Genomic DNA, 19,075 nt, shown 5'->3' on the forward strand with positions numbered 1-19,075 from the left:
GCCTCTTGCATTTCACAGAAATGGCATATGAGATATGATACACCATTCAGATGAAAGTGAAACATAATGCCTGAGCGGATTGCGGACGAGGCCATTCTCAGCGCGGTCGATGGCGGCTTCGCGCGGCAGGTAGCGTTTCTGCAAGACCTCGTGCGTTTTCCTTCGCAGCGTGGTGAGGAACATGCCGCACAATCGTTCATGGCGGCTGCCTTTGAGGCTGACGGCTATGCCGTCGACATGTGGCGCGTCGATGTCGATGCGATTCGCGACCTGCCGGGTTTTTCACCCGTGGCAGTTTCTTATGACGACGCCTTCAATGTCGTTGCCACGCATACGCCGCGAAACGCGACCGGCCGCTCGCTGATCCTCAACGGCCATATCGATGTCGTGCCGACAGGGCCACTCGACCGCTGGGTGCGCGATCCCTACGATCCGGTGATCGAGGACGGCTGGATGCATGGCCGCGGCGCCGGCGACATGAAGGCCGGCCTGTCCGCCTGCCTCTATGCGCTGGCCGCATTGCGCAGCCTTGGCTATCAGCCGGCCGCGAACTTGTATCTCCAGTCGGTGGTCGAGGAAGAATGCACCGGCAATGGCGCGCTTGCCTGTCTGCAGCGCGGCTACCGCGCCGACGCCGCCTTCATTCCCGAACCGCTGGAGCCGAGGCTGATGCGGGCGCAGGTCGGGCCGATCTGGTTCCGGGTCGAGGTCGACGGCGATCCCCAGCATGCGTCGGGTGCATTTTCTGCCGGGGCCAATGCCATCGAAAAGGCATTTGTCATCATCCAGGCGCTGAAGCAGCTCGAAATCGTCTGGAACGCGCGCAAGGTCGACGACAAGCATTTCCATGATCACCCGCACCCGATCCGCTTCAATCTCGGCAAGATCGAAGGGGGCGAATGGACATCGAGCGTTCCGGCGCGCTGTGTCTTCGAGATGCGCGTCGCCACCTATCCCGGCCAGAGGCTCGAAGACGCCAGGGCCGAGCTTGAGGCCTGTATCGCCGAAGCGGCGCGTGCCGATCCGTTCCTGGCCAATCGCCCACCGATGATGACCTACAACGGCTTCATGGCCGAGGGCTATGTGCTGGAAGGCGCCGACGAGATGGAAGCGGTGCTGCGCCGCAGCCACACCGCCGTGTGGGGCGAGCCGCTGACGGAGCACGTCACCTCGGCGACCACTGATGCGCGCTTCTTCGGCCTCTATGCTGAAACGCCGGCGATCGTCTACGGCCCGATCTGCCGCATGCCGCACGGCTATGACGAGGCCGTCGATCTCGACTCGGTGCGCAAGGTCACCCAGACGATCGCGCTGTTCATCGCCGACTGGTGCGGCCTCGAACCTATTGAGGCCAAGCCATGAATGCAGCCGTCCCCGATGCTTTCGGCGAAACGCTCGCCGAGGACGCGCCCCATGTCTCGACGACCGACGCGCTTGCCATCGTGCGCCGGCACTACGGGCTGACCGGCACCGCGCGTCCATTGCCTGGCGAACGCGACCATAACTTCCACATCCAGACCGACGGCGAGGGCGAGTTCGTCCTCAAGGTTTCCCATCCGGCGGAAGAGGCCGGCTTCACCGACTTCCAGAACAAGGCGCTCGACCACATCCTTGCAGTCGACCCCACCTTGCCGGTTCCCTCGGTGCGCAAAAGCCTTGAGGGCGAAGCGCAATTTACGGCCAGTGTTGGTGGATCGGCACCGCGCATCGTCCGGCTGGTGACTTATCTGCCCGGTCAGCTGCTGTCGCGCTCGCCGACTTCCGATGCGCAGGATCGCAATCTCGGGATCTTCCTCGCCCGCCTTGGCCGGGCGCTGCGCGGTTTCTTCCACCCGGCCGCCGGCAGCGACCTGCTCTGGGATATCCGCAAGGTCGCCAAGATACGACCGATGACGGTGCACATCACTGATCCGGGCCGGAGGGCGATGGTCGAGCGCGCGATCGACTCCTTCGAGCAGCATGCGGCGCCAATCATTCCGACCCTGCGCGCCCAGATCGTCCACAACGACATGAACTCCTACAATGTGGTGATGGACGCGTCGCGGCCGGAGGTCGTCAGCGGCATCCTCGATTTCGGCGACATGATCCATTCGCCGCTGATCTGCGACCTCGCCATCGGCGCCGTCTATCGCTGGCCGGCGCAAGGCCATCCGTTGGCGCCGGCCGCGCGCTTCGTCGCCGGCTATCAATCGGTTCAGCTGCTGGAGGAGGAAGAGATCGGCATTCTCTTCGATCTGATCCGTGCCCGGCTTGCGCTCATCGTCAACATCGCCAGTTGGCAGGCCGAGCGCTTCCCGGCCAAGCGCGACTATGTGCTGCGCCTCGCCACCGAGGTCTGGGCCTCGCTCGAAAAGCTGGATGGTCTGTCATCCACCGATGCCCGCCGCTATTTTCTCGACCATTCCAATCCGGAGTAAATGCTCGTGTCCCAGTCCTCGCCATATCCTTCAAATGCCGACGCGGCTGCATCGGAGCGCGCGCTGCTTGAACGCCGCGCCAGGCTGCTTGGGCCGACCTATCGCGCCTTCTACCGCAACCCTATTCATCTGGTGCGCGGCAGCGGTGTGTGGCTCTACGATGCCCAGGGCCGTAAATTCCTCGACGCCTATAACAACGTCGCCTCGGTCGGCCACTGCCACCCGCGCGTTGTCGAGGCGCTGTCCGGACAGGCCGCCACGCTCAACACCCACACGCGCTATCTCAGCGAGATCATCCTCGATTACGCGGAAAAACTGCTCGGCACCGTTCCGGCCCATCTTGGCCACGCCATGTTCACCTGCACCGGAAGCGAGGCCAACGACCTCGCCATCCGCATCGCCCAGCATTCCAGCGGCGGCACCGGCGTGATCATCACCGACTTCGCTTATCACGGCGCCACCATCGCGACGGCGCAACTGTCGCCGGCGGCGGTCGGAGCAAAGGGCGTGCGCGCGCAGCACCGCACCGTGTCGGCGCCGGACACGTTCCGCGACCATGGCCGGGCCGCGAATGTTTTCGCAAAAAATGTCGCCGCCGCCATCGAGGACATGCGCGTAAAAGATATCAAGCCGGCCGCACTCCTTCTCGACTCGGCCTTTTCCAGCGACGGCATCTTCTTTCCCGATGCGGCGGTGATGCGCGAGGCGGTGGATCACGTCAGAAAGGCCGGCGGCATCGTCATCGCCGATGAGGTCCAGTCCGGCTTCGGCCGGCTTGGCCAAGGCATGTGGGGTTTCGCCAATTATGGCATCGAGCCCGACATCGTCACGATGGGCAAGCCGATCGGCGATGGACACCCGATGGGCGCCGTGCTCGTGCGGCCGCAGCTAGTCGCTTCGTTCGGCTCGAACACCGGTTATTTCAACACTTTCGGCGGCAATCCGGTTGCTGCCGCCGTCGGTCTCGCCGTGCTGGCGGTGATCGAGGGCGAGGGGCTGATCGAGAATGCGCGCAATGTCGGCGCGTATACGAGTGAACTGCTGCGCACCCTGCAGAGCCGGCATGGCGCGGTCGCCGATATCAGGCATAACGGCCTCTATTTCGGTGTCGAGCTGACGGCGGACGGTGACGAGGCGCTGGCCGCCACCAAGACATCGGCGGTCGTCGAAGCCATGCGCGAGGACGGCGTGCTGATCTCGTCCTGCGGTCCGCGCGGCAATGTGCTGAAGATGAGGCCGCCACTGCCGTTTGCCAGGGACAATGCCGAGCAACTGGCCGAGACGCTCGATCGCGCGCTGTCGAACTGGTGATCGGGCCGAACGCATGCTGAAGCTCGAACATCAAACCCTGAATGACCGCGCCTATGGCGCGCTCAAGCAGGAGTTGATTTCAGGCGGCTTCAGCCCGGGGCAGACGCTGGTCATCCGCAAGCTCGCCGAAACGTTCGGCATCTCGACGACGCCAATCCGCGAGGCGCTGCAGCGGCTTGTCGCCGAGCGACTGCTCGAGATGCAGAACAACCGCTCGGTCATCGTGCCGTTGCTGTCCGCGCCCGCCTTCGAGGAACTGACGCGCATCCGTATCGCCGTCGAGGGACTGGCGGGCGAGATGGCGGCGACCAGGATGAGCGAAAGCGGACTGGCTGACATACAGGCGACGCTCGCCGGCATGCAGCGTGCCATCGAGGCCGGCGACGCCAGGGCCTATCTCTCGTTGAACGAGGCGTTCCACTTCGCCATCTACCAGCATGCCGGCGCGCCGATCCTGCTCAACATGATCCGCGACCTCTGGGGGCGGGTTGGGCCTTATCTCAAGCTGCTGATGCAGGCCGATCGCTACATCCCGCAGTCCAACGACGCGCATCGCAAGATCGTCGCCGCGCTGGAGCGGCGCAGCGGTCCCACTGTGCGGACTTTCATAGAAGAGGACATCGCCGTGGCGGCCGCCGTATTATCTGCAAACCTTGACGCTGCCAGGTAGCCGTCGGCCTAGCTCGTCCCGTCCAGCCGGTCGCGCAGCATGCTCCAGCCGAGCAGCATGTTGGGCGCATGCCGCAGCAAGGCATGGAACGGGATAGGCGCCGGTGGCGCGAAGGGCAGCGGCAGGTCGCGGGCCTCGGCTCCAGCGGCCCAGTCGGCCAGCACCTTGCCCATCGCTGTGGTCATGGCGATGCCGCGGCCGTTGCAGGCGCGTCCGGCGATCAGGCCCGGACCGAGGTCGATCAGGTGCGGCAGGAAATCCGGTTCGACCGCCGCCATTCCCGACCAGCTGTAGGCAAGCGGCGGGAGATCGGGCAGACCGAGATGCCGGCCAAGCCTTCGCCAGATCGTCTGCGGTACGCGCGTATCCGCACCGGCGCCAAGGATATGCATGCCGCCGCTGATCAGCCGGTTTTCGGCGTCGAAGCGGAATGTGAACAGATTGCGCCTGGTGTCGCCGACACCTTGCCCACCGGGTAACAGGCGCGCGCGGATTTCGGGCGGCAGCGGCGCCGTGGCGATTTGGAAAACCTTGAGCGGGAAATAGGTTCGCTGCAATGACGGGTTGAGGGACCAGCCATAGGCGTTGGTGGCGATCAGCACCTTTGCGGCGCGTACCGATCCCACCGGCGTTTTCAGCACCCAGCCATCGGCTATGCGATCAACCGAGGTGACGCGCGTCTGCTCGAAGATCTTCGCGCCGGCCTTCTCCGCCGCATCGGCGAGCCCGCGCGCATAGGCGACCGGATTGAGCACGCCGCCGCAACGATCCATCCAGCCACCGACATAACCTGGCACTCCCGTCAGGGCTTCGACATCCTGCCGATCCAATGTGACAGCCGGCCGGCCACGCTGTGCCCATTGCCCGGCACGTGACTTGACCTTCTCGAAGGCGGCAGGCGAATGCGCTGGCTGGATCCATCCGTTCTGCACGGCGTCGCAGTCGATGCCGTGCTGCCGGATCAGGCGGAAGACCAGGTCGGCGCTGCCGGCGGCGAAATCGATCAGCCTTTCGCCGCGCGACGGTCCGAGATGGGCCAGTATGTCGGCCGGGTCCATCTTGGCGAAGTTCGGCACGACAAATCCCGCATTCCTGCCGGTCGCGCCCCAGGCGATGAATTCGGCTTCGAGAACGGCGACGGAAAGGCCTTTCCCGGCGGCGTGCAGCGCGGTTGAAAGGCCGGAAAAGCCGCCGCCGACAATGGCCAGGTCGACATTGAGCCCACCTTGCAGCGCCGGCCGCTCGCGGCGGCTACCGCTGACGGCATGCCAGAGCGAAGCGCCTTGTGCCTCCTGCCGGATCACGGCATTCATGAGCCGGAACTGCTCTCGCCCGCAGCGATCTTCGCCCGCTTGCTGAAGCGGCGCCGCCGCGGCCTGTCGCCGAACAGGCCGTTCGGCCGGATCAGCAGGATGACGCAGAGCATGACGCCGATGGCGGCGATCTGCAGCGCGGCGGCGCGAGCCTGCTGTTCCGGCGGGAACAGGATGCTGGTCAGCGTGCCCGATCCGGCCCATATCGCCCACACCAGGATGCTGCCGATGACGGCGCCAAGATTACTGCCCGAGCCGCCGACGATCAGCATCACCCAGACCTGGAAGGTCAGGATCGGCAAATAATTGTCCGGCGCGATGAAGCCGGTGAAGTGCGCCTGCAGCGCGCCGGCCAGCGCCATGATGGCGCCGCCGACGGCAAAGGCCTGGACGCGGTAGAAACGCGCGCTCTTGCCAAGCGAGATCGCCGCCCGCTCATCCTCGCGCAACGCCTTCAAAACCCGCCCCCATGGGCTGCGCGACAGGTGCTCCAAAGCGAGATAGGCGATCAGCGTCACCACCGATACGACCGCGAGGTTGGACAGGTTGAACAGCAGCGGCGTCTCGGCAAGGCTGCCGAAGGGGCGCGGGATGAAACCGATGCCGAACGGGCCGCCGGTCAGCTTCTGCGCGTTGAGCGCGACCAGTTGCACCACCACGGCGACGCCGAAGGTGGTGATCGCAAGATAGTCGGATCTCAGCCGCAGCGTCGCCATGCCGGTAAGCGCCGCGGCGATGCCGCCGACAACCATGGCGCCGAGCCAGCCGACAAGGATCGGCAGGCCGAAGCCGCCCAGCCGCGCGGCATCGTCCGGTGTGGTCAGCAGCGCCGATGTATAGGCGCCGATGGCGACGAAGCCGGCGAGGCCGACATTGAACAGGCCGGTCAGCCCCCATTGCAGATTGAGCCCCAGCGTGACCAGCGAAAAGATCAGCGCGGTGGTCAGGAAGAAGGCGCCGTAGCCGAGCAGGTCCATCAGCGTTCCCTCACACCAAATAGGCCGATAGGCCGCACGAACAGCACCGCCATCAGGATGATGAAGGAGACGGCGGCGCGCCACTCGGCTCCGATCAGCTGTACTGCACCGGCTTCGGCGAGCCCGATGATCAAGCCACCGAGCACCGCGCCAGGAATGCTGCCGATGCCGCCGAGAATGGCGGCAGCGAACATCGGCAGCAGCATGTCGAAACCCATGAACGGGCGGATCTGCACCAGAATGCCGATCATCACGCCGGCCACGCAGGCCAGCGCCCCGCCGATGACCCAGGTAACACGCACCACGCTGGCGACGTCGATACCGACGATGCGGGCCAGTGCCGCGTTCTGGCTCAGGGCCTGCATTGAGCGGCCGGTCTGCGTGCGCGTCATCAACAGATGCGCGCCGAGCACCAGCACCGCGGTCAGCAGCAAAAGCGCGATCTGGTCGGGCGTGATGCGGATGCCGAAGCCGACCGGCATGGCGATCTGGATTGCTCGGCTGAAATAGGTCGGCCGCGAGGTGAAAGTGAATTCGAGCAAGCTTCTCAGCGCCATTGAGGCGCCGAAGCTCGCCATCACCACGATGATCGCCTGGCCTTGCGAGCGAAGCCGCGAAAACAGCACCTTGTCGAGCAGCAGCGCCAAGAGCGCTGTGAAGGCCATGCCGATAGCGAGCGCAACAATGAGGGGCCAGCCGAAGGACAGCGGTGCGATCGGCGCCACCTTGCCGAATGTCGCGCCGATGGCGCTGACGACGGCCAACGTCGCATAGGTGCCCCAGGCCATGAAGTCGCCATGGGCAAAGTTCGAGAAGCGCAGGATCGAATAGGTGAGCGTCACGCCGATGGCGCCGAGGCCGATCATCGAACCCGTCAGCAATCCGTCGACGACAAATTGCAGGCTCATGCCGCACCTCCTGTGTCGGCCTTACGGGGGCGCTGGCCAAGATAGAGTTCGGCGACCACCGGGTCGTTCCATAGTTCGGAGGCGATGCCCTCGTGCCGGTCCTTGCCTTCGACCAGCACATAGGCGCGGTCGCCGATGGCAAGTGCAGCCTTGGCATTCTGCTCGACCAAAAGGATGGTGACGCCGGATTTGCGGATGTTTGCGAGCATCTCGAATACCATCGAGACGAATTTCGGCGACAGGCCGGCTGACGGCTCGTCCAGCACCAGTACCTTGGGATGGACGATTAGGGCCCGTGCGACGGCCAGCATCTGCCGCTGTCCGCCCGACAAATTGCCGGCGGCGGTGCGGCGCTGGCGCACGAGGTCGGGGAAGGCCGCATACATCTCCTCGGTGCGCGCAGGAATCTCGCGCCGCTCGAGGATGCCGCAAGCGACTTTCAGATTGTCCTCGACCGACATCAGCGGAAAGATGTTTTCGGTCTGTGGAACGAAAGCCAGCCCGAGCCGCACCATGGTGTGGGCAGGCGCGGCAGTGATGTCCTTGCCGTCCAGAAACACCGTGCCGCCGGTGATCGGGACGAGGCCGGCGATGGCCTTGATGAAGCTCGACTTGCCGGCGCCGTTGGGGCCGAGCACGACGACGATCTCGCCTTTTTTGACAGTGATCGAGGCGCCGCGCACGATCGGCACGCCGGGCTCGTAGCCGGCTTCGAGGTCGCGGACATCGAGGACGATCTCGCTCATGCCGCGCCTCCGAGATAGGCCCCGATGACGCGCGGGTCGCGAGCGACCTGTTCGGCCGTGCCTTCGCTGAGCAGCTGGCCGCTCGCCATGACGAGGACGCGATGGCAAAGCCGCGTCACCATGTCGATATTGTGCTCGATCAGCAGGAAGGTGATACCGCGCGCATTGATGTCGCGGATGCGTTCGATGATGACTTCGAGCAGCGTCGCGTTGACTCCGGCGGCCGGTTCGTCGAGCAGGATGATCGCCGGGTCGGCCATCATGACGCGGGCGAGTTCGAGGAGCTTGCGCTGGCCGCCGGAAAGCACGCGCGCCGGCTCATGTGCGAGGCGGGTGAGGGTGACCAGTTCCAGCAGTTCGAGCGCCTTTGTCCTGGCGGCTCTTTCCTGCGCGGCGACGCGCCATGGCGTCACGAAATTGGCGAGCAGCTTTTCGCCGGCCTGACCTTGTGCCGCCAGCATGATGTTTTCGATCAGCGTCAGATTGGGCAGCGGGCGCGGGATCTGAAAAGTTCGGCCAAGGCCACGACCGATGCGCAGATGCGCGGCTTCGCCCGAGACAGGCGTGCCGTTGAGTAGGATCTCGCCGCTGGTCGGCAGGATGCTGCCGGCGAGCAGGTCGAACATCGTCGTCTTTCCGGCACCATTGGGGCCGATCAAGCCGAGGATTTCTCCCGCTTTGACGTCAAACGAGACATCGTTGACCGCGACAAGGCCGCCGAACCGCCTGACGACATTCCTTGCCGTCAGAACCGGCGCGCGGGTTTCCCCTTGCCGTTTGGTTGCCTCGCTCATCAAACCCTCTGGCCGAAGACGATCGTTGCCGTGTCCTGATTATGATTTGTGATCACACTTGCTTTGATCACGCTATTCGGCTTTAATTTCATCCGCAAGCCGAAAACCGGCCAAGAACGGAATTCCATGCAAAAGGCTGCCATCGAAAAGAACAACGAGGCGATCGCGGCCCAACTTGCGCCGGTCGGCCGCGAAACGGTGCAGGACCGCGTCTACTCCGAACTGCGCCGCGCCTTGATCGGCGGCCTGTTCGAGCCAAGCCAGGTACTGACCATCCGGGGCTTGGCTGACGCCTTGGTCACCTCGACCATGCCGGTGCGCGAGGCGCTCGGCCGGCTGATCACGGAAAAGGCGCTGGAGGCGTTGCCCAACCGTTCGGTGCGCGTGCCGCCGATCACGCTGGAACGCCTCGACGATCTCCTGCGTGCCCGCATCCTGATCGAAGGCGAGGCGATCGCGCTGGCGGCCGCCCGCATGGGCCCGCGCCAGATCGCCACCATCGAAACCATTCTCGGCGAATGGGACGAGATGCGGGCGCTGAAACACAAGAAGGACGTCGATCGCGAAGTGACGCTCAACCAGAGCTTTCATTTCGAGATCTACCGCTCCTGCGGCTCGGCCGTGCTGATCCCGATGATCGAGAGCCTGTGGCTGCAATCGGGCCCCTGCATTCGCGTCGCCATCTACGCCTTCTCGGAAGCCGGCGAGGTCGACACCGCACAGTATCACCGCCGCATCGTCACTGCGCTGGCCACGCAGGATGCGCAGTCGGCGCGCGAGTCGCTGGTCGCCGACATCAGCCGCCCCTTCACCTTCCTGCGTAGCAAGCTGCAAGCTGCCGCCGCGAAAGACCAGACATGACCGCCATCAGGATCACCGAGCCACGTTCGAAGCTTTCCGTCACCGCATTGTTGCTGTCCGAGAAGGCGCCGGAAAACGCTGCCTTCCTCTTGGCCTATCTCGGCACGCCACGCGTCGTTCCGGGTATCCATGCGATGTGGACAGGGCCTGAGATTTCCTGTCCAGTTCCCGCCGCCGCCCTCGAGGGCCAGGCCTATGCAAAACCGTTGCCGGCCGAGAACGCGACGCTGACGCCGCAGCCGGGCGACATCGTCCTGTCCTATGTGCCGCCACGCATGTGGGGCGGCAATCCCAATGCGATCTTCGACATCGGCCTCTACTACGGGCAGGGGGCGCGGCTGTTGTTCCCGATCGGCTGGCTGGCCGGCAGCGTGGTGGCGCAGGTGCGTGCCGGGGAGCGCGATCAGTTCGCCGCCGCTTGCGGCGTCATCCGGCGCAACGGCGCCTGCGATGTCACCTTCAGCCTGGTGGAGGCCTGAAATGACCGACGACAGTTTCGAACTCTTCGATCTTCGCGTCGAGGCGGTCATCCCCGAGGGAAAACCGATCTATTGCGGCGCCAGGGCCGGCGACTATTTCGAGCTCAAGGGCGAGATGCTTTCGATGCCGGCAGGGCAGGGGTTTTCGATCTATTCGCTCGCCGCCGTCTTGCCGCTGCTGGCGGCCAAGCAGCGCCCTACCGACAGGAACGACTGGATGACCTCGGACGCCGAGATCGCTTGTCCCGATCCCAATTGCGCCAGCCGGCTGCGGATTGTCAGGGTGGCCAAGCGACGGTTCAGCCACGCCGAGACGACGGCCGTGCCGCTGCCGAAGGAGGATGACCAGAGATGAGTGCCAAGACCTTCGAACTCGGCCCCGGCTACACCATCTCGCGCGTCATTCGCGGCGGCTGGCAGCTGGCTGGTGGCCACGGCGCCATCGACCGCAGCCAAGCGGTGGCCGATCTGATCGCCACTTTCGATGCCGGCATCTGGACCTATGATTGCGCCGACATCTACACCGGCGTCGAGGAACTCATCGGTGCCGCGCGCCTGCGGCTGGCCAGCGAGCGCGGCCTCGACGTCGCCGCCCGGATGAAGGTGCACACCAAGCTGGTGCCCGACCTCGAACGGCTGGCCAGCATCAGCCGCGACTACATCAGGGGCATCGTCGACCAGTCGCTGCGGCGGCTGAAGACCGAGCGGCTCGATCTCGTGCAGTTCCATTGGTGGGATTATGACCAGCCGCGCTATGTCGATGCGATGGGCTGGCTCAACGAGCTTAGGCTGGAAGGCAAGGTGCGCAATCTCGGCACCACCAATTTCGATACGCCGCGGCTCACCGAAATCCTCGCCGCCGGCATCCCGCTTGTCAGTCAACAGCTGCAATATTCCGTGCTCGACCAGCGGCCGGGCAACAGCTTGGCGGCACTCGCAAAACAGAACGGCGTCAGCTTCCTCTGTTACGGCTCGGTTGCCGGCGGCTTCCTCAGCGACAAATGGCTCGGTGCGGCCGAACCCGCCACGCCGCTCGAAAACCGCTCGCTGGTCAAATACAAGCTGATCATCGATGATTTCGGCGGCTGGGATCTGTTCCAGCACCTGCTTCAGGCGCTGAAGGCGGTTGGCGACCGTCATGGCGTCGACATCGCCACCATCGCCAGCGCCTGGGTGCTCGAACAGCCGCAAGTGGCGGCCGTCATCGTCGGCGCCCGCAATCAGGCGCATGCGCTGGCCAATGCGAAAATAATGGACGTTGCACTCGACGCCGAGGACCGGGCGCGGATTGCTGCCGTCATCGCGCAAGGCACCGGCCTCGAAGGCGATGTCTACACGCTGGAGCGCGACCGCCATGGCCGCCATGGCTCGATCATGCATTACAACCTCAATGCGGGGAAGAAATGAGCGGCGAACCCTCCCTGTTTTCACGCGCCAGCGCCGAAATCATCGACCTGCATCGCTTCTTCGTCGACTGGTTCGTCGCCGCACGCGCCAATACGGTGGACTTCGGCCGCTTCGAACGCGCCATGGGCAAAGACCTCAGCATGGTCGCGCCGGACGGGCAGGTCCTCGATCGCGAAGCGGTCGTCGACCATGTCCGCTCAAGCCGCGCCTCTTGCGACGACGGTTTTGCCATTTCGATCGAGGACATCCGGCCCGGCTGGCAGGACGCCGATACCATCGTCGTCCTTTATGTCGAAGCGCAGCTGCGCGCAGGCAAGCACAGCCGCCGCCAGTCGAGCGCCGTCTTCACCACCAGTTCATCGGCGCCCAACGGCGTCGAATGGCGACATCTGCATGAGACCTGGCTGCAGGTGCCGGAACGCTGAACAGGCTCCAGAATTCAAATACAGTCGAGTAACGAAAGGGGAACAACAATGACAAAGACGATACTCCAACTCACCACCGCGCTCGCCCTCGTCACGATGGCGGGTGCCGCGCAGGCAGCCGATTGCAAGATCACCGTCGGCCTCGTCATGGAACTGACCGGCCCGGCCGGCGAATACGGTCAGGCCGGGGCCAAGTCGGTCGAGATGGCCTTCCGCGACATCAACGGAGCCGGCGGTGTGCGCGGCTGCGATCTCGTCACCGATACGCGCGACAGCCAGAGCCAGGGCAACATAGCGGTCGACGCAGCCACCCAGCTGGTTCAGGTCAAGAAGGTGCCGGTCATCATCGGCGGCATCATCTCGTCTGTGTCGATCCCGATCCTGACCTCCGTCACCGCGCCAGCCAAGATCGTCCAGGTCTCGCCGGCTTCGTCCTCGCCGACGCTGACCGCGCTCGGCCGCGACGGCAAGACCAACGGCATCTTCTTCCGCACCATCACCTCGGATGCGCTGCAGGGCGTCGCCGCCGCCAAATACGCCGTCGACAAGGGTTTCAAGAAACTGTCGATCATCCACGTCAACAACGATTTCGGCGTCAACATGGTGGCCGAATTCTCGCGTGCCTATAAAGCGCTCGGCGGCACCATCGTCTCCGACACGCCCTATAACGAGAAGCAGTCGAGCTATGCCTCCGAAGTCACGGCGGCGATGGCCGGCGAACCGGACGGGCTCTATCTCGTCAGCACGCCGGTCGACGGTGCAACGGTCGCCCGTACCTGGATCTCGCAGGGCGGCGTGCAGAAATTCCTCCTCAATGACGGCATGAACAGCCCTGATTTCATCGAATCCGTCGGCGCCGATTATCTGAAGGAAGCCTACGGCACGTCGTCCGGCACCAGCCCGACGGCCTCGACGGAGTATTTCACCAAGAACTACAAGGAATTCTCCGGCATCGAACCGACCAATCCGGCAGCCGACCGCTCCTATGACGCCGGCGCGATTGTTGGCCTCGCCATCGCCATTGCCGGTTCGGAGGATCCGGCCAAGATCAAGGACGCGATGTACAAGGCGGTCGATCCGGCCGGCACGCCGATCTTTGCCGGCAAGGAAGAGTTCGCCAAGGCGCTTGGCCTGATCAAGGACGGCAAGCCGATCCGCTATGAAGGCGTCATCGGCCCTGTCGCCTTCGACAAATATGGCGACATCACCGGCCCGTTCCGGCTGTGGAAGATCGTCGATGGCAAGGTGGCGACCGACGGTGAAATGACCACCGACGACGTCAACGCCCTGCAAGCGAAACTTCAGTAAGACTACCTATTCTCCGGTATCGATCACGATCCCATCGTGGTCGATACCGGACGATTGTCCTGTTTTGCATTACCACGGGCACGGACGACGTCGCTTTGCGTGGACGAGCGTTTGACCGGCAGGCGATCATGGATAGGATCGGCCGATGTCGCCTGAAATCCAACAGCTCCTCTCTGCGCTCGGCGACCGGCTGGGCGCGGGCGGCGTGCTCGCCGGTCCGGAGGTGGATCAGCGCTATCGTGACGATCCCGACGGCAAGCTGGGGGCGCTTCCCGAAGCGGTGCTGCGCCCGCGCGACACACAAGGTGTCGCGGCAGCGCTGGCGGTTTGCAACGATCTCAGCCAGCCGGTTGTCGTCCAGGGAGGACGCACCAGCCTGGCAGGCGCCGCCCGTGTGCAGCCGGGCGAGGTGGTGCTGTCGTTGGAGCGCATGACCGACCTCGCCGTTCCGGATCGCCAGGCTGCTAGCATCGTCGCCGAAGCGGGCGCGACGCTGCAGGCGGTGCAGGAGGCGGCCGACAGCGCCGGGCTGATGTTCGGCGTCGATATCGGCGCACGCGGCTCCGCGACGGTCGGCGGCAACATCGCCACCAATGCCGGCGGCATCCGCGTGCTGCGTTACGGCATGTACCGCGCTCAGGTTCTGGGACTGGAAGCCGTGCTTGCCGATGGCAGCGTGATGACCTCGCTCAAGGGCTTGCCCAAGGACAATTCCGGCTACGACCTCAGTCAGCTCTTTATCGGCACGGAAGGAACGCTCGGCGTGGTCACCCGCGCCGCGCTCAGGCTGCATCCCAAGCCGGCGTCCGAGGTGAACGCTTTCTGCGCGCTCTCTTCGCTCGATGCGGCAATCGCCCTGCTTGGGCTGCTGCGGCAAAAGCTCGGCCCGCTCCTGTCCGCCTATGAGGTCAACTTCGCACCGCTCTATGACCTCATGGTCGCCAGCATGGCTATGCCGGCGCCGCTGCCGGCAGGCTCGCCCGTCTATGTGCTGGCCGAGATCCAGGGCAGTCAGCCGGAACGCGACGGCGAGCGCTTCGCCGAGGTGTTGATGCAGGCGGTCGAAGACGGTGTCATCGACGATGTGGTGGTCTCGCAATCGCCGCGCGAGTTTCGCGCTCTGTGGGACGTGCGGGAGGACGCCAATCGCGTCCTGTTTTCGATCAAGGGTTTGATCGGCGTCGACATCAGCATCCCGTTGGCCCGCATGGGAGCGTTCCTGCAAGAGGCGGACGCAGCCATCCACGCCGTCGATCCCGGCGCCGACATCTATTTCTTCGGCCATCTCGGCGACGGCAATCTGCATTACCAGGTCCGCACGGTCGATGCGGCGGCGGCATATGACATCGTCTATCGCGGCGTGGCGGCGGCCGGCGGCGGCGTTTCGGCCGAACACGGCATCGGCCTCGACAAGAAGAAGTGGCTGCATCTGGTCCGCAGCGACGCCGAGATCGCCACGATGCGGCGGCTGAAGACAGCCCTTGACCCCAGAAACATCCTCAATCGGGGACGGGTCTTCGACCTCAACCCGACCGCCTTCTCCCGATGACGATTGCCCGCTATCTCAAGTCCGTTCCGTTGCGAGCTGTCTGGGGATGAGAAAGCGGGCGGCAAGCACGCAGAGCAGCACGGTGAACATCAGGATCAGCGCCACCAGCGCATTGATGTCGGGTGAGAAGCCAAGCCGCATCATCGCCCACAACCTGACCGGCAGCGTGCTTTGCGTGCCGGTGACCAGGATGGTGATCATGGTCTCGTCGAACGACAGGGCGAAGGCCAGGATGGCGCCGCCGACCATGGCGCTCGACAGGTTCGGCAGGATGATGCGCCAAAAGGTCTGCCAGCCCGTGGCACCGAGATCGTAGGACGCTTCGACCAGCGTGCGGCTCATCGACTGCAGCCGCATCAGCACCGTGCGGTAGACGATCGCCAGCACGAAAACCGTATGGCCGATGACGACCGTCAGCAGCGAGCGTTCGAGACCGATTTCGCGAAAGAAGATCAGCAGCGCCAGGCCGCTGATGATCGGAGGCATCAGGAACGGCAGGAAGATGATGAACTGCAGCAGCGAGCGTCCGGAGCGGCGCCCATGATAATAGAGCGCCAGCAGCGTTCCGCTGACCACCGACAGGATGACGGTGCAGACGCCGACGATCAGCGTGGTGCGCAAGGCGACCAGTATGTCGTGGTTTTCAGCCAGCGCCACATAGGTCGACAGGGTCGGCGCCGACCAGTCGACGGAGCCATGCGAAATGGTGAAGAACGACGACACGATCGGCACGAACAGCGGGCTGTAGAGCAGCACCGCAACCAGTGTCGTGATCGCGGCCAGAAAGATCGTGGACAGTCGGGGCAGGGCGCTCATACCGAAGTCCCCCGGTTGCGGCCAAAGCGTTCGCCGACGAGGATTGCGGCGATCACCACGACGGCCAGCGCCACCGACAGCGCCGCGCCGAACGGCCAGTTATAGGCCGTGCCGAACTGGCTGTAGAGGATGCGGCCGAAGGTGAAGCCGCTGATGCCGCCGACCATTTGCGGCGTCAGGAAATCGCCGATCGCCAGCACGAAGACGAAGCTCGCCGCCGAAGCGACGCCGGGCAGGCTGAGCGGCAAGGTGATGCGCAGGAAGGTCTGCAAGCTGCTGGCCCCCAGATCGTCCGAGGCACGCAGCAGCACCTGCGGAATCCGCTCCAGCGACAGGAAGATCGGCAGGATGGCGAAGGGAATCAAAAGTAGCGTCAGCGTCAGCAGGATGGCGTTCATGTTGAACACGAAAAGCGTCGACGGTTCCTGCAGGATGCCGAGCGCCACCAGCGCCTTGTTGAGGAAGCCGTTGAGGCCGAGGATGCTGCGGATCGCATAGATCTTGATGACGTAGCTCATCAGCAGCGGCACCAGCAGCAGCATCAGCAAGGCATAGCGCCAACGGCCTTTCAGCGTCGTCAGGAAGTAGGCGGCGGGATAGGCAAGTAGGATGCAGATGATGGCCACCGACACGCACAGCACGATGGTGTTCCAGAACACCGGCAGAAAGACCGGATCGGTGAAGAACCTGATATAGTTGCCCAGGGACAACCCGTAGACGATGGTGCCCTGGTCGACACTGAAGAAGCTGTAGCCGAGGAAGATCGCCAGCGGCACCAGGACGAAGACAACCGGCAAGGCAAACGCCAGCACCGTGACCAGCAGCGACAGTCGTCTTTCCGCAGTGAGTGTCGAGCCGGCTTCGCTCATGCCAGCACCAGATGGCCTTCATGCGGCGCAAACGAAAGCGATACAGCCTCGCCGGATTTGAGCGCGCTGCCGTCGATGCGGCTCGGCACGCGCAGCCGCAAGCGTTGCGCAGCATTGTCTGGGCCTGCCGCGATGGTGGCGACGCTCGATGAGCCGGCAAAGGCCATGTCGGAGATCGTGCCGGAAAAACGGTTGTCGGTGTCCTTTGCGTCTGCAAGATGCAAGGCCTCGGGACGGAACGCAGCGTAGGCGCTGGCGCCATCTGCTGCGGCCTTCAAATGCGGCTGGTCACTGATCGAGCAGACCAGGCGGCCGAGCGCCGTCTCGATCGATCGCAGCTCGCCCTGCACCGGCCCAAGTTTTCCGGACATCAGATTGTTCTCGCCGAAGAAGCGCGCGACGAACTCGCAATTCGGCCTGTAGTAAAGGTCGTGCGGCGTGCCGTGCTGGCGGATATGGCCGGCCTCCATGACGCAGATCCGATCGGCCATGCCGATGGCTTCTTCCTGGTCATGGGTGACGAACAGGAAGGTGGTCTTGATTTCGCGCTGGATGGACTTCAGGAACACCTGCATCTGCCGGCGCAGTTCGAGGTCGAGCGCCGCCAGCGGCTCGTCGAGCAGGATCAGGCGTGGCTGGCAGATCAGCGCACGGGCAAGCGCGACGCGCTGGCGTTGGCCGCCGGAGAGCTGCGCGGGAAAGCGGTCGGCGAAACGCCCAAGCTGGACTAACTCCAGCGCCTCCGCGACACGGCGCGCGATTTCCTTGCGCTGGATATGGCGAACCGAAAGCCCGTAGCCGACATTGCCGGAAACGGTCAGGTGCGGGAACAGCGCATAGTCCTGGAACACGGTATTGAACGGCCGCCGGTTGATCGGCATGCGGCTGATGTCTTGCCCATCAAGGTGGATCTCGCCCGACGTCAGCGGCTCCAGCCCGCCGATCAGCCGCAGCACCGTGGTCTTGCCGGAGCCGGATGGTCCAAGAACGGTGAGGAACTCACCGTCCCGGATCGACAGGTCGATGTCGTGCAGCACGGGAACCGTGCCGTAGGATTTCGAGACGGACCGCAGCGTCAAGAGGTCGGTGTTCTGGTTCATGAAATACTCTCGCATACGCTTCGGCGGTCCGGAATTCCGGACCGCCTGGTCCTTCGAAGGCATGGTGCGGAAAGATCAGGGCGTCGCCTTGACCTCGTTCCACATGTCCGACCGCTTGAGCGGGTCCTCGACATTGTTGAGCCAGACCAGCGTGTCATTGCCACCGGCGCTGCCGGTTTCCGTCACTGTGTTGCCGAAGCCGGTGCGCTCGGAAAGCTCGCCGCCGACCTTCTTGCTCAGCATGAAGTCGATCCATTTCTCGGCTGCCGCATTGTCACGGACACCCTTGGAAATGACCCAGTTGTCGAGCCAGGCGAGCGCGCCCTCGCTTGGGTTGACGTAGGCGACATGGGCGCCGATCTTCTGCAGCGCCTTGACCTGCTGCTGGCCGTAATTGGCCCAGATCAGGGCCACGTCATTGTTCTGGTAGATCTGCTGCGCCTCGTCGGCGGTGGTGTAGAAGCTCAGCACGTTGCGCTTGAGTTCGACCAGCTTGGCCTTGACCGCCGCCATCTGCTCTTCGTTGAGGTTGAACGGATCCTTGTAGCCGAGCGTCAGTGCGGTGAACGAGAAATTGTGCTCGCCATTGTCATAGGCCAGAACCTTGCCCTTGTAGGCCGGGTCCCACAGAACCGACATCGAGGTCGGCGCCGGCTTGACCTTGTCCGTGTCGTAGATCAGGCCGATGGAGTCGAAGCAGAACGGAATGCCGTAGACCTTGCCGTCCTTGGTCACGCCGCTGACCGCCGTCAGGTCGCGGAAGCGCGGCAGCACTTCTTTCTGGTTGGCGAGCTTCGTGACGTCGATCGGCGACACCAGGTCGGCCTTGATGTAGCGCTGCAACTGGGCGGTGTTGACGGCGAAGACGTCGAAGTCCTGGCCTTCGCTTCCCTTGATCTTGGCCCAGATCTCGTCGTCGCTGCCGATGAAGACGACATCGACGCCGATGCCGGTCGCGGCGGTGAAGTCCTTGACCCAGTCGGCATCGGCGTAGCCGTCCCAGGCCAGTACCCGCAGGTTCGCGGCGAGCGCCGCCGATGTCATCAGGCCGATGCCGAGCCCGATTGTCGCTAGTCTTAGAAACGCTTTCTTCAGTCCCATTTTTAATCTCCCATTGTCGTTCTG

20 protein-coding genes are annotated in these 19,075 nt (G+C 64.1%); 11 read left to right on the top strand and 9 right to left on the bottom strand.

Annotated features, from left to right (window positions below; translation table 11 throughout):
• Positions 1-66: 66 nt before the first annotated feature.
• The 4 genes from NKI66_RS05540 to NKI66_RS05555 are packed head-to-tail and all read left to right on the top strand — an operon-like array spanning position 67 to position 4,398.
• Positions 67-1,362, top strand: coding sequence for an ArgE/DapE family deacylase (locus NKI66_RS05540; RefSeq protein ID WP_164892806.1), 1,296 nt, complete (start codon positions 67-69; stop codon positions 1,360-1,362).
• Positions 1,359-2,417, top strand: coding sequence for a phosphotransferase (locus NKI66_RS05545; RefSeq protein ID WP_023808830.1), 1,059 nt, complete (start codon positions 1,359-1,361; stop codon positions 2,415-2,417). Before NKI66_RS05540 ends, NKI66_RS05545 begins: the two co-directional genes overlap by 4 nt.
• Positions 2,418-3,728 carry an aspartate aminotransferase family protein gene (locus tag NKI66_RS05550; RefSeq protein WP_031212279.1) on the top strand — a complete coding sequence of 437 codons (1,311 nt, stop codon included), beginning with the start codon at positions 2,418-2,420 and terminating at the stop codon, positions 3,726-3,728.
• A 13-nt stretch (positions 3,729-3,741) separates the two neighbouring features.
• Entirely contained in the window at positions 3,742-4,398 is a 657-nt protein-coding gene (locus tag NKI66_RS05555; RefSeq protein ID WP_023808828.1) for a GntR family transcriptional regulator, read from the top strand.
• Positions 4,399-4,406: 8 nt separating this feature from the next.
• Here NKI66_RS05555 and NKI66_RS05560 read toward each other — a convergent pair whose 3' ends face one another.
• The 5 genes from NKI66_RS05560 to NKI66_RS05580 are packed head-to-tail and all read right to left on the bottom strand — an operon-like array spanning position 4,407 to position 9,136.
• Positions 4,407-5,711 carry an NAD(P)/FAD-dependent oxidoreductase gene (locus NKI66_RS05560; RefSeq protein WP_023808827.1) on the bottom strand — a complete coding sequence of 435 codons (1,305 nt, stop codon included), beginning with the start codon at positions 5,709-5,711 and terminating at the stop codon, positions 4,407-4,409.
• Positions 5,708-6,691, bottom strand: a complete 984-nt coding sequence (locus NKI66_RS05565; protein WP_023808826.1) for a branched-chain amino acid ABC transporter permease — start codon at positions 6,689-6,691, stop codon at positions 5,708-5,710. The genes NKI66_RS05560 and NKI66_RS05565 overlap by 4 nt, the downstream gene beginning before the upstream one ends.
• Positions 6,688-7,596, bottom strand: coding sequence for a branched-chain amino acid ABC transporter permease (locus NKI66_RS05570; protein ID WP_352751163.1), 909 nt, complete (start codon positions 7,594-7,596; stop codon positions 6,688-6,690). Before NKI66_RS05570 ends, NKI66_RS05565 begins: the two co-directional genes overlap by 4 nt.
• A complete protein-coding gene (locus NKI66_RS05575) occupies positions 7,593-8,342 on the bottom strand; it encodes a branched-chain amino acid ABC transporter ATP-binding protein (RefSeq protein ID WP_352751165.1) in 750 nt (249 codons plus the stop codon). The genes NKI66_RS05570 and NKI66_RS05575 overlap by 4 nt, the downstream gene beginning before the upstream one ends.
• The gene (locus tag NKI66_RS05580; protein WP_352751166.1) at positions 8,339-9,136 is read right to left on the bottom strand and encodes an ABC transporter ATP-binding protein; all 798 of its coding nucleotides are present in this window, start codon (positions 9,134-9,136) and stop codon (positions 8,339-8,341) included. The genes NKI66_RS05575 and NKI66_RS05580 overlap by 4 nt, the downstream gene beginning before the upstream one ends.
• A 126-nt stretch (positions 9,137-9,262) precedes the next feature.
• On the opposite strand from NKI66_RS05580, the gene NKI66_RS05585 reads away from it, so the two are divergent.
• The 7 genes from NKI66_RS05585 to NKI66_RS05615 all read left to right on the top strand — a co-directional run bounded on the left by NKI66_RS05585 (position 9,263) and on the right by NKI66_RS05615 (position 15,165).
• Entirely contained in the window at positions 9,263-9,997 is a 735-nt protein-coding gene (locus NKI66_RS05585) for a GntR family transcriptional regulator (RefSeq protein ID WP_352751168.1), read from the top strand.
• Complete coding sequence (locus tag NKI66_RS05590) at positions 9,994-10,476, top strand: DUF3830 family protein (protein ID WP_352673978.1); 483 nt, start codon at positions 9,994-9,996, stop codon at positions 10,474-10,476. Before NKI66_RS05585 ends, NKI66_RS05590 begins: the two co-directional genes overlap by 4 nt.
• A gap of 1 nt (position 10,477) precedes the next feature.
• Positions 10,478-10,831: a TIGR04076 family protein gene (locus NKI66_RS05595; RefSeq protein ID WP_352673979.1), complete on the top strand. Its 354-nt coding sequence runs from the start codon at positions 10,478-10,480 to the stop codon at positions 10,829-10,831.
• Positions 10,828-11,883 (top strand): aldo/keto reductase, encoded by a 1,056-nt coding sequence (locus NKI66_RS05600; RefSeq protein ID WP_352751170.1) that lies wholly within the window; start codon positions 10,828-10,830, stop codon positions 11,881-11,883. The genes NKI66_RS05595 and NKI66_RS05600 overlap by 4 nt, the downstream gene beginning before the upstream one ends.
• Entirely contained in the window at positions 11,880-12,308 is a 429-nt protein-coding gene (locus NKI66_RS05605) for a DUF4440 domain-containing protein (protein ID WP_023808818.1), read from the top strand. Before NKI66_RS05600 ends, NKI66_RS05605 begins: the two co-directional genes overlap by 4 nt.
• A gap of 48 nt (positions 12,309-12,356) precedes the next feature.
• Positions 12,357-13,616 (top strand): ABC transporter substrate-binding protein, encoded by a 1,260-nt coding sequence (locus NKI66_RS05610; protein ID WP_127327037.1) that lies wholly within the window; start codon positions 12,357-12,359, stop codon positions 13,614-13,616.
• A 145-nt stretch (positions 13,617-13,761) separates the two neighbouring features.
• Positions 13,762-15,165, top strand: coding sequence for an FAD-binding oxidoreductase (locus NKI66_RS05615; protein ID WP_352751173.1), 1,404 nt, complete (start codon positions 13,762-13,764; stop codon positions 15,163-15,165).
• 15 nt (positions 15,166-15,180) lie between these two features.
• Here NKI66_RS05615 and NKI66_RS05620 read toward each other — a convergent pair whose 3' ends face one another.
• From NKI66_RS05620 to NKI66_RS05635, 4 genes are all read right to left on the bottom strand, one after another.
• Entirely contained in the window at positions 15,181-15,981 is an 801-nt protein-coding gene (locus tag NKI66_RS05620; RefSeq protein ID WP_128302376.1) for an ABC transporter permease, read from the bottom strand.
• Positions 15,978-16,850, bottom strand: coding sequence for an ABC transporter permease (locus NKI66_RS05625; RefSeq protein ID WP_352609326.1), 873 nt, complete (start codon positions 16,848-16,850; stop codon positions 15,978-15,980). The genes NKI66_RS05620 and NKI66_RS05625 overlap by 4 nt, the downstream gene beginning before the upstream one ends.
• The gene (locus tag NKI66_RS05630) at positions 16,847-17,950 is read right to left on the bottom strand and encodes an ABC transporter ATP-binding protein (protein WP_352751176.1); all 1,104 of its coding nucleotides are present in this window, start codon (positions 17,948-17,950) and stop codon (positions 16,847-16,849) included. Before NKI66_RS05630 ends, NKI66_RS05625 begins: the two co-directional genes overlap by 4 nt.
• Before the next feature lie 75 nt (positions 17,951-18,025).
• Positions 18,026-19,051 (bottom strand): ABC transporter substrate-binding protein, encoded by a 1,026-nt coding sequence (locus NKI66_RS05635; RefSeq protein ID WP_352751178.1) that lies wholly within the window; start codon positions 19,049-19,051, stop codon positions 18,026-18,028.
• Positions 19,052-19,075 lie beyond the last annotated feature (24 nt).

Origin of the sequence: Mesorhizobium sp. M0518, from assembly GCF_040321125.1 — a bacterium.
Taxonomy (GTDB): Bacteria; Pseudomonadota; Alphaproteobacteria; order Rhizobiales; family Rhizobiaceae; genus Mesorhizobium.